Genomic DNA, 10,369 nt, shown 5'->3' with positions numbered 1-10,369 from the left:
ATACAATTTTTTTAAAAAAGAAAGTCCTCTCTCATCTGCGCATGGAGAGAGCGAAAAGGAGGCAAGATTTTTATGACAACATTTTTAATTGGTTTGGCAATCCTGTTGATTGGCGGTTTTCTGTACGGTAAGTTTGTGGAAGGAATCTTCAACCCAGATGACCGACAGACCCCTGCTCTGAAATATGAAGATGGTGTAGACTATGTTCCCATGAACAAATTCAAAAATGCACTCATTAACTTATTGAATATCGCAGGCACAGGCCCAATCTTCGGTCCCATCCAGGGTATCCTGTTCGGTCCCATCGCGTTCATTACCATTCCTGTTGGTTGCGTCATCAGCGGTGCAACTCATGACTATCTGAGTGGTATGATGTCTCTCCGTCAGGATGGTACACAGATGCCCGGTATTATGCGTAAATTTCTTGGCAACAAGGTATATCATGTTTATAATATTTTCCTTTGCTTTCTGATGCTTCTGGTCGGCGCAGTATTTACATATACTCCTGGCGACCTGTTTGCTGGCCAGATTGCTGGTCTGCAGGGTGTCAGTATCTGGACATGGGTCATTTATGCCGTAATCCTTGCATACTACCTGATTGCCACATTATTCCCCATTGATAAGATCATCGGTCGCATCTACCCTATCTTCGGTGCAATCCTGCTGTTATCCGCAGTTGGTGTATTCGGCGGTATTTTCGTAAAAGGTTACGAACTGACAAATCTGGATCTGTCCGGCGGCTTTACAGGTCTGTTTCATATGTATCCCATGTGGGATGCAGCAGGCAACACTGGTGCAGGCACACCATTCATCCCTGTATTCTTTGTAACAGTAGCCTGTGGTATCACATCCGGCTTCCACTCCACACAGTGTACCTTGATTGGCCGCAGTGTCCGCTCTGAAAAAGAAGGGAAATTCACATTCTATTGGATGATGATCCTGGAAGGCCTCATCGCCATGATCTGGGCTGCAGCAGCTATGGGTATTTACAACGCTGGTTCCGTAAATGGCGCAACAGCCGTTGTCGGTGAAGTAGCAAAAGATATTCTGGGTCCCGTAGGCGGTATCATTGCGATCCTCGGCGTTATCGTTCTGCCCATCACTTCCGGCGATACAGCCCTGCGTTCCTGTCGTCTAATGGTAGCAGATTATCTGCATATCGATCAAAAAAGCACGCGCAATCGCGTTCTTGTTACTTTAGGTATGTTTATTCCTGTTATCTTTATTCTTGTTTACGCAAAAACAAACGCAGAAGGTTTCAACATCCTGTGGAGATATTTCGCCTGGGCAAACCAGTCCATCGCTGTATTCGCATTTGCAGCCATCAGCATCTATCTAAGTGCGAAAAAGGGTGCCCCCGGCTATGCTCCTCTAATTTCTCTGATTCCCGGCACCTTCTATCTGTTTATCATTTCTTCCTTCCTGCTGAGCCAGAAAATCGGGTTCGGTCTTGGTCTGCATACTTCTTACATCATTGCAGGCATTCTGGCAGCACTTTATTTCTTTGGCGTAATCCGTGCAGGCAAAAACTACGCGGCAAAGCGTACAGAAGAATAATTCTTCCTTACAAAAGATTTTAAAAATACAAAAGAAAAAACAGCCGGATTTTTATAATCCGGCTGGAATTTCTATCTATCTTATTTCAGAATAATTTATGTATTTCCAAATCAGTTTAAATACAAAACCGGTCTACCTATTTTTGTAAATCCCTTGCAATATTACGAATTTTCGCTTTCAGGCTCATTGCATTACTCACAATAACACCTCCAAATATTGTCTAAGCACTTTAGATACACGAAGTTGCTTCGCATACTGGTATAATTTATTTAAATCCTTTTTAGGACTATCGGCATAGGCTTTCAGTGCCGCTAAAAATGTTTCTGTACCAATTCTGCTACGACTCCGGATTGCATCGCAAATTGTTCTCTCCAAGTCATAAACAGGAACCAGATTACCTGCAGGAGTTTTCATCTCTGTTTTGCCTAATTCAAATAATTCCGGCTTGATATAGTACACTTTACACTCTGTTCTAATCATTGCTGATGGTACAATTCCAGATGGAGCTGTAATCGTATGTTCAAAAGGAGTTCTATCAGAAATAGCATGTAAAAACAGAGCAGTTTCATGAGAAAAAATCACATACTCTGAGCGCTTACTAATAGACAGCATTTCGTCCTGAAGTTCCTCTTCAAGGATATACTGGCCTTTTGCAATTCTATGAATTTTTTCTTCTTTGAACATCTTTGAAAGCATTGCTCTCGAAATGCCTTTCCCCTCTGCAATCTTTGTTGTAATAATTCCACCATTTTCCTGTGCAATATCAGTCAATATTTTCATATAATCCATTTTATCACCCCTTAGCAACAATCTAATAATACTATGTTTAATATTTCGACCATTGTCAATAGAGTTCATTGACAATCAGGGAACATCATTCATAATATTTTGACCATTGTCAACAGGATTACTCTTTATCATCGAACATATTCTAAAGATTCTATTTTCTTCCTTCCCTCCAATTCTTCTTTTTCATAAAAATCACTGCTATCCAAAATCACTGCATCTTTTTCATCCAGATTCAATAACGCATTTAACTCTGCAAGTCGCTGGTTCTTTTCTTTTAGTTCTGTTTCCATTGCAAATGGTTTTCCTAATTCTGCTTTAGCATTCACTTTTGCACTATAGTAATTTCCTATTGTCACCGGAGCATTGAAAAGGGATTCCATCAAGTAGGCTTTGATATTCCTGATATCTGACGGCGATGCCTTCATACACTCCAGTATGTATTCGATATGAGTATAGTCCAGCTGGTTCATGCGTTCCTGCACCAATGCAGTATAAACCTGTTTCTTCCCAATTTTCATAAATTCTTCCTGCGTACATAGAACCTCTACGATCAGTTCTACAATTTCGCCTAAATCTGTGTTATACGGATGCTGCTGTATCAGATAATCGTAAGAAATTCTCTCCTTCACATGCTGCCTGTATCCATCAATCACATCCATCATTTCATTTTGGGATTGATGGAAAGATAGATTTGTTTTACTATAGTCAGTCTTTCTATTTTTAGTATTATTCCCTTCTGTTTTCCCGAAGTCTTGACTTCTATTTTCCAGAAAACTAGAAGTCTGCTTTTCCGAAGTCTTGACTTCTGATTTATCGTATTCCAGACTTCTGATTTTCCGAAGTCTAGGATTCTGATTTTCCACATTCTTGACTTCGACTTTACTGTAGTCTGGAACTTCTTCACTGCTATCTTCTTCTATAACCCTTGTAAAATTTTTTACAAAAATCATAGTTGGTTTTCCTTGTCCTTGTTTTTTCCTCTCGATCAGACCAATGTCCTTCTCCAATTCCTTCAATGCTTTTACAGCTTTGTCCTTCCCGCAATTAAAACTTTCACAAATATCCTCTATCGTAAAATAAATATAAATTCTTCCTGCACCATCCCTCCAACCATTCTTGGAAGACAGAACCAGCCTGTCCATCATCATGCCGTACAATACCTTTGCTTCCAGTGATAATGTTCTGAACAACGGATCACTCATCAAAATCTTCTGTATCCGAAAAAAGGCATACTGTTCAGCTTCCATCCCATAATGATAATCGAATATAATTTCTTTCACATTCTCCCTCCCCATAAAAAAAAAGCACCTCCTAAGTATTGAACTTCTAGCAGGTACTTTTTTGTGATTATAGATTTATTTGTTATTTAGCCTTCTACCTCTAATGTTTAATGCGGTTTTGCATATCAGAATGCCTCCACGGAAGCGAAGAAGTCCACGGACATGTTCAATAAATGCCAGTACCTGGATGAGATCACCGGCGGCAGAGGCGTTACTTTTGCTACCGGCACACCGCTGAGCAATAGTATGACCGAGCTTTATAGCAAATTTACCGAGTACACAAATCCATCCACCGTACTTGGATAAAGCGGTAACAAGATTAACATAAAAGAACATACATCTACTATTCCAAATAGCAAATCACACATACTTGTAATATTAGATTTATTTTCTTTTTCAGCAATAGAAAGTAATTTGTCTCCCGATAACAAATCATCAATTGTTACTGAAAAATAATTCGATATCTCCTTTAACGAGTCAATATTTGGATATCCTCTACCTGATTCCCATTTCGAAATGGCAGTTCTAGATACATATAAAGCTTCCGATAATTCTTCTTGCGTAAGCCCTCTGTTTTTTCTAAGTTCTTGAAGTTTTTCATGAAATTCCATGGCATAATCTCCAACTTAATTTTCTGGTTTATAACACAACATAACAACTGCTTTATAAATACAAAACAGTCCTGCACTAAGTAACACTGAACCAACGATATCCGTAAACCAATGAACGCCTGAAACTAACCTTCCTATCACCATAAATGCAGAAAAAATACTTGTTAAAATGCAGATCATTTTTTTGACTGATACATTTTTTAATCTCAGATTCACTTGAAAGATTAGCGTTGGCATAACACTTAATACAAGCAGTGTTGTTGATGACGGGTACGAAGCTTCCATAAATCCTTCAATAAGTATTGGTCTATAATTAATAGGAATCATTTCAAAAACAAGGTAACCAAATATTACTATAATGTAATATATCCCCAAGTATACAATATCATAGTCTACTTTAAACAGACTTCTTCTCTTAATTAACTGAACCATCCCAATTACACCAAATATCATACAAACGAATAACGGTATCAAACCCAGCCAGTCTGTGATGGCATAGACTGTCATATGCACTCCCGTCAATTTGTGGAACCAGCGATTAAATGATGCAAAGCCGATATCTGTTCCATTTTGTCCGATGGGTTGTACATCCACTACCTGTATCAGTGCTGTCCAAACAGCAAATGCTACAATTAATATACTTCCTACAAATAATACTCGTTTTCCATTCTTTTTCATTATACTATGTCCTTTCTCCTTCTGTTTTACCTTTCGGTCATATCAAAAGTAACAAAAGACATAAAAATATAAAGAATCATCACTTCACATGCATGACACGATTCGTATCATTCCTATAAATACAGTTATTTTAATGGTAACCAGCTCTATAAATTCAAATTTATCTCTTTCTTTTATTATATACGATGCAGTGGTTTTTTCAAAGAGTGCCGCACTATTGACTGATATACTCCCTTGGATTTACTTCTTCTCCATTGACCAGTACCCCCAGATGCAGATGTGCCCCTGTCACTCGTCCCGTTGCACCAACTTCTGCAATGACCTGTCCTGCAGCAACACTCTGCCCTTTTGTCACAAAAATATCACTGCAATGGGCATACAATACCGTCACACCATCGCCGCAGTCAACTCGAATATGATGACCATAACCAGTTTTGGAAAATACCACAGAGGTCACCACTCCGCCAGATACAGCATTGATCTGTGACCCTGTCGGATACGCAATATCCAGTCCTTCATGGAAGGCTTTGCTGCCGTTCAACGGGTCTGTTCTCCAGCCAAATTCAGAAGAAACAGCACTGTTCCAGTTCTTCCCCACAAAGGGAGAACCCCAGATACCATTGCCGGAGAAAACAAGGTATTTGAATACATCACTGACATACTTCGGATTGCCATAGCCACTCCATCCCAGTTTCTTCTGCATCATTCTTGAAAATTCCTGTGCATTGGCTTCTGTATATCCACCGTAATTCTCTATTGCCCAGGAAATATAGCCATTGCCATAGTTATACCCCTGCAGGGCAAGACTCAGCTTTTCTGTCTGTGTCGGAGCCGAACACCCTGCTCCCTTCAGGCAGTCTGCCAGATAATGAATCCCAACCTCAATGGAATACTCCGGATCAGTGATCCCATTGGGTTCATTGGGGTATTTCGTATTGTACGGGCATTCACTGGCCTGCATCACATCTGGCACTCGCCCTCCACTTTCAGCCATCATAACGGCATTTATGACATCCACAAAATGAGAAATGCCATATTTTTGAGCATATTTCTCCACTAATGTCCCATATTTCAAAACATCATCGCTGACCTGAGCTGATACACTTCCGAATCTGCTGCCATGTAAAAACAGCTCCAGATTAGAGGCATACATCTCTGCCAGTTCCTTCTGTTCTTCTGTCAATTTAAAAATATGGTCTGCGAAATAATCAGCATCACCAAGGAAACGGATCTCATATGTATTATCGAGGGGTTTTGCATATTCAAACAAATCGTTACTATGAGCATGGATAATTTGCTGAATATCCTCTACACTGATTTCATCAGTTCCCTTTTCCACACAGTACTGACATAGGATCGAAGTGGTGTCAACAGAACTATAGTTGAAATCATCCATGATTACAATTTCTTCTCCTTCTGCTGTGCGATCCATCAGCTCCTGCAGCAAATCGTCGTGTACTTCATCTATCGCAGACCATACCGCAGTCCGATATCGCTGGATATTCTGCATCATCACAGCGTTATCATTCCAGGCGGTCGTAAGTTGAAAACTGCCGAAAATAAACGACGGCAGCATACACAAAAAAAGCACGGGCAAAATCAAAAGAAATGCCGTGCTACCAAGTATCATACCTATATTCTTTTTTTGCTGCCAAACCAGATCTGCAGCTGCGATCGGACCGGAAATACCATATTTCAGTGCAGTCGCTGTCCTTACCGCATCCTGCAATGCATGATCATTTCCGTTATCCATATTTATATTCCTTTCTGTTTTTCCCAATAAAAAAAGTCGTTCCTATCAACACGACCTTTTTTACTTTAATTAGAATGAAGTTTTTTATGAGGGGGATTTTTGCTTCTGTAAAGTTAGCTATCATTAACTTTATATATACTATACCAATCCCCATCATTTTTGTCAAGATTATTTTTCCAAAATTTTCATTTATATTTTATCCTTTCTCTTTGGTGCATCCGGTAATTTATTTTCAATATGTTCCCTATAATGGATCTTGCCATCTTCCTTCATATAAGGCTCTTTTACGACTGTCGGCTGTGCGTACTGATGATACCACTTGGAACCATCTACAGCCGTTACTGTTTTATAATCCCCCTGAGATGGAGGCATATATTTCTCTGTAGAATACATAGCGAAATTTACACTGCCGCCCAATTCCTTCGACGTTTCCGTACCTGTGATACGACCGCCGCCGATCTCCATATGGGTATACTGGGCAGAGGAATCTATAGAAGAATTAAAATTCTCTCCTTTTTCCATACTGATCCCGCCACTTTCAGGAGGGGGTGTCTGATGGTCGGGGAAAGGAGCAAAGAAACCATCAGACACTTCTGTTCCAGAATCGAAGGGTTCCATGCCGATATTCTGCTGATACTCTGCCAGTACCTGCTCTATGGAGGTCTGCATCCCTTCGAAGGAACTATCGGAATTTGTACTTGTACTCTGATTATCAAAAACACTATTCATCACAGACTCAGAACTCTTTTCCATGCCTGCTGTTGTTCTTTCTCTTTGGGCAGGAGCTTTATCAATGCCCATATAGGACTGGAATGCCTGTACGGCATCATCGCCTTTGATAGAGCCCATACGGGCAATATCGCCTTTTGCTACCGTACTGATAACATTCGTAGAAAATCCCCCACCGTTCTGGATGGAGGAGTTATATACTGACCTTGCGATATTCGAAGCAATACTGTCACTTTTGCCTGTGATATTACTGATTGCATTCTGGTTGAACTGTCTGCCAACTACGCCTGCCAAACCTCCCTGCAGAACTGTTTCGCTACTGGAGCTGTTATAACTGCTGCTACCAGAGGAAGAACCTCCGCCGATTGCTTTTCCTGTCATACCCAATCCTCTCATGGCTATAGCTGCTTCACCCAACACGGAACCGCCTGTTATGCCTACACTGATCCCCAGCATCTGCATGAAGTTATCGATCTTCTGAGATATTTTCAGAAAACCAATGGCACAAAGGAACCAAATCAGGAAGTTGCCGTTTTCCAATGAAAGAGGATTGGAAATGAAGTTGGCAAACATCGATGTAAAGATACGCAGGCACCAGACATTCATTAGGATCATAAAAATCTGCCTGCCCAGCATCCTGCACCAGCTCCGAAAGATATTGATGGTGTTCATGGAACCACCCATAGAAAACGCCATCGGTGCTGTATAAACCAGAACACCCAATAACACATATCTTTCTGCTGCTTCAAACAACAGTTTCAGATAGTTCCATGCCAGCATCACCAGAAGGATCAGTGCAATGAGTGCAATAGACCCGTTCAGGGATACTCCAAGGATCGTCAGCAATACGGAATTGAAATCCGCAAAATTAATAGGCGGAAGCTCCTCCGACATCATCCAGCCAAAGGGCGTTCCGCCTATTTTAAGTACAATATTCAATATATCATCTGCAAAGAGAGCCAGAAATAAGAAAAGTATCGTTCTGCTGGTCAGACTGACCGGACTTTCTGCTTCCCCACTGTGCATGATCCCAAAATTCCGAAGAAGCTGGAAAATCAGATTCAGCATCAATAATCCAACTGCCAAAGCAACAATGATACTGTAAAAAGTCTCTGCTGCTGGGAAGTATCTGAGGAATGTTTCCATGTCACATCCCAATGCCCCCAATACAGAGGTATTTATCATATCCAGAATGTTCATCACCTGCTCGGCGATCCATTCCACGATACCGTCAAGAATGCCCAAGGATATCCCTCCTTTTCAAATAAAAAATCTCCTCTTAGTAAATACTAAAAGGAGATTTGATTTTTAGTTCTGTTTTAAAAATTGGAATTTACCGGTACTCCTTAATCATCATTACAATAACGAAAGTTAAGAGTATTGAGGAGACCAAAATCGTTTTTATACCCCAGATATTCGATAAGACTCCTCCGATTCCGGCTCCGATTGCAAAAATTATAATTATACTCCAAAAATGAAGTGCTTTATATAAAGATTCCTTATCCTTATTCCGGAGGTAATGTGATAAGCTTTCTGTTCCACTTCTTAGATTCCCTATACACATAGTGCTCGCATATCCGTATCCATGTACTTTTCTAAAAGTTTGCACCTGCATAGCACATGAAAAGGAAACTAACATATTTGCAATCATATTTAATTTGAGCGGTATAAATCCGACAAGGCCAAGCATTAGTATTTCTATAAACAGAATGATTTGTCTCCAGTGTATGCCCTTACTGTTCTTGAACTTGTTTTCAATTTGCTCGGCAATAAAAATTCCTGCAGCAAATGAAAGTAAAGGAAACATATAATGAAACCCCATAACCGCATTGCCTTGCATAAAATTCTGACTCATCAGAACAACATTACCTGTTTGAGCATTTGCAAAAACATGGTCTCTCATATTGTAAGTATATGCATCCTGAAATCCACCTGAAAATGACAAGACAGCACTTAATCTAAAGCTCTCTGATGTTTGCAATGTGAATAAACACCTCCATAAATTCTTGTTTATCTAACTGATTTAAGTTTATCATGTTGTCTGCTACCAATCAAGATTAGAGCTAATCAAGGTGTCCATGTACCACCGGAGAAGAATGGTGTGATATAGGACATAATAAAGCCAAGACCGTTGATAATCGCCCATGTGATAACAATACGTTTCAGCCATGCCCTTGATTCGTCTACTGTTCTGCCACTGCGAGAGAAATTCATCATCAAAAGTGCAATGGCTGCAGTAACAATGGCTGCAATGGTAGAAATACCAACAACCTGCCCATAAACATCAGACATGATCTCTGATGCCTTCTCCCAGATCGTAACATTGGCATAGACCGGCTCAATCATATAAGCAAGCATTGTTATCATGCAAAAAAACAGATAACACACCTGCGGAACGCTAAACATTTTCTTCTCATCTCTATACTTTTTCATAAATTCCCTCCTATTTTTAGGCGCAAAAAAACACCCGAACCAACATCCAGGTGTTTTTGCAATTGATATAAATTTGGTACTATCATTATACTATTTTGGGAATCTCACGTCATCTCATAAAAGTCAAATTTCGTTATCAATTTAGTCTAATTTATCATTTTTTTGAAGACAACGATTTTGCCATTTCTAAAAGAATTCTTTTATCTTCATTATCCATAGTTCTGAAGCTCATAATCAGTTCTGCCTCATGTTTTGATATGCCATCCATTCTTTTGGGATTATCCTCTTTTCCAATCAAATAATCCACTGTAACATCAAAATACTCAGCAATCTTGCAAAGCGTATCTATAGCAGGCTCATTTCTCCCACTCTCATAATTAGCAACGGCAGTATATCCATAAGGTGCAAAACTTTCCCTACATAATCTTCAACAGTCTCCTCTGCTGTTGTTAATTTCGAATAATCCATTGGAACAATGAAATTTTTAAGATAAATCAAATCTGGTCTACCTAATCCTTGTTTTTTCTTTTCAATAAGGC

Annotated in this window: 8 protein-coding genes and 3 pseudogenes; 1 reads left to right on the top strand and 10 read right to left on the bottom strand. The window is 39.8% G+C overall.

Going from position 1 to position 10,369, the window contains the following annotated elements; all coding sequences use genetic code 11:
- The first annotated feature begins 72 nt into the window (after nt 1-72).
- On the top strand, nt 73-1,557 hold the full coding sequence (locus tag ACJMLT_RS04605) for a carbon starvation CstA family protein (protein WP_405727269.1): 1,485 nt from the start codon (nt 73-75) through the stop codon (nt 1,555-1,557).
- 195 nt (nt 1,558-1,752) lie between these two features.
- Here the strand turns inward: ACJMLT_RS04605 and ACJMLT_RS04600 are convergent, their stop codons facing one another.
- The 10 genes and pseudogenes from ACJMLT_RS04600 to ACJMLT_RS04555 form a co-directional block, all read right to left on the bottom strand.
- Nucleotides 1,753-2,346 (bottom strand): type IV toxin-antitoxin system AbiEi family antitoxin domain-containing protein, encoded by a 594-nt coding sequence (locus ACJMLT_RS04600; protein WP_405727266.1) that lies wholly within the window; start codon nt 2,344-2,346, stop codon nt 1,753-1,755.
- Nucleotides 2,347-2,474: 128 nt separating this feature from the next.
- Nucleotides 2,475-3,626: a DUF6017 domain-containing protein gene (locus ACJMLT_RS04595; protein ID WP_405727263.1), complete on the bottom strand. Its 1,152-nt coding sequence runs from the start codon at nt 3,624-3,626 to the stop codon at nt 2,475-2,477.
- Between the two features lie 260 nt (nt 3,627-3,886).
- Nucleotides 3,887-4,237: pseudogene (locus ACJMLT_RS04590) on the bottom strand (helix-turn-helix domain-containing protein); the annotation flags it as partial.
- A gap of 15 nt (nt 4,238-4,252) precedes the next feature.
- On the bottom strand, nt 4,253-4,915 hold the full coding sequence (locus tag ACJMLT_RS04585; RefSeq protein WP_405727260.1) for a phosphatase PAP2 family protein: 663 nt from the start codon (nt 4,913-4,915) through the stop codon (nt 4,253-4,255).
- Nucleotides 4,916-5,129: 214 nt separating this feature from the next.
- A complete protein-coding gene (locus ACJMLT_RS04580) occupies nt 5,130-6,668 on the bottom strand; it encodes a lysozyme family protein (protein WP_405727257.1) in 1,539 nt (512 codons plus the stop codon).
- Between the two features lie 1,266 nt (nt 6,669-7,934).
- Nucleotides 7,935-8,642: pseudogene (locus ACJMLT_RS04575) on the bottom strand (hypothetical protein); the annotation flags it as partial.
- An 88-nt stretch (nt 8,643-8,730) separates the two neighbouring features.
- The gene (locus ACJMLT_RS04570; RefSeq protein WP_405727254.1) at nt 8,731-9,378 is read right to left on the bottom strand and encodes a YoaK family protein; all 648 of its coding nucleotides are present in this window, start codon (nt 9,376-9,378) and stop codon (nt 8,731-8,733) included.
- Nucleotides 9,379-9,464: 86 nt separating this feature from the next.
- The gene (locus ACJMLT_RS04565; protein WP_405727251.1) at nt 9,465-9,830 is read right to left on the bottom strand and encodes a fimbrial protein; all 366 of its coding nucleotides are present in this window, start codon (nt 9,828-9,830) and stop codon (nt 9,465-9,467) included.
- A gap of 154 nt (nt 9,831-9,984) precedes the next feature.
- Nucleotides 9,985-10,179 (bottom strand): hypothetical protein, encoded by a 195-nt coding sequence (locus ACJMLT_RS04560; protein WP_405727332.1) that lies wholly within the window; start codon nt 10,177-10,179, stop codon nt 9,985-9,987.
- Nucleotides 10,176-10,369, bottom strand: a pseudogene (locus tag ACJMLT_RS04555) (hypothetical protein); the annotation flags it as partial. The gene ACJMLT_RS04560 and the pseudogene ACJMLT_RS04555, both read right to left, overlap by 4 nt.

The sequence above is a fragment of the Anaerotignum sp. genome (genome assembly GCF_045122575.1).
Taxonomy (GTDB): Bacteria; Bacillota; Clostridia; order Lachnospirales; family Anaerotignaceae; genus Anaerotignum_A.
This window is presented reverse-complemented; position numbering and strand designations above follow the sequence as displayed.

What these genes read in the sequence shown, in the direction of transcription:
- ACJMLT_RS04605 (WP_405727269.1), top strand. Translation starts at nt 73, where the DNA reads ATGACAACATTTTTAATTGGTTTGGCAATCCTGTTGATTGGCGGTTTT.
- ACJMLT_RS04600 (WP_405727266.1), bottom strand. Translation starts at nt 2,346, where the DNA reads ATGGATTATATGAAAATATTGACTGATATTGCACAGGAAAATGGTGGA.
- ACJMLT_RS04585 (WP_405727260.1), bottom strand. Translation starts at nt 4,915, where the DNA reads ATGAAAAAGAATGGAAAACGAGTATTATTTGTAGGAAGTATATTAATT.
- ACJMLT_RS04580 (WP_405727257.1), bottom strand. Translation starts at nt 6,668, where the DNA reads ATGGATAACGGAAATGATCATGCATTGCAGGATGCGGTAAGGACAGCG.
- ACJMLT_RS04565 (WP_405727251.1), bottom strand. Translation starts at nt 9,830, where the DNA reads ATGAAAAAGTATAGAGATGAGAAGAAAATGTTTAGCGTTCCGCAGGTG.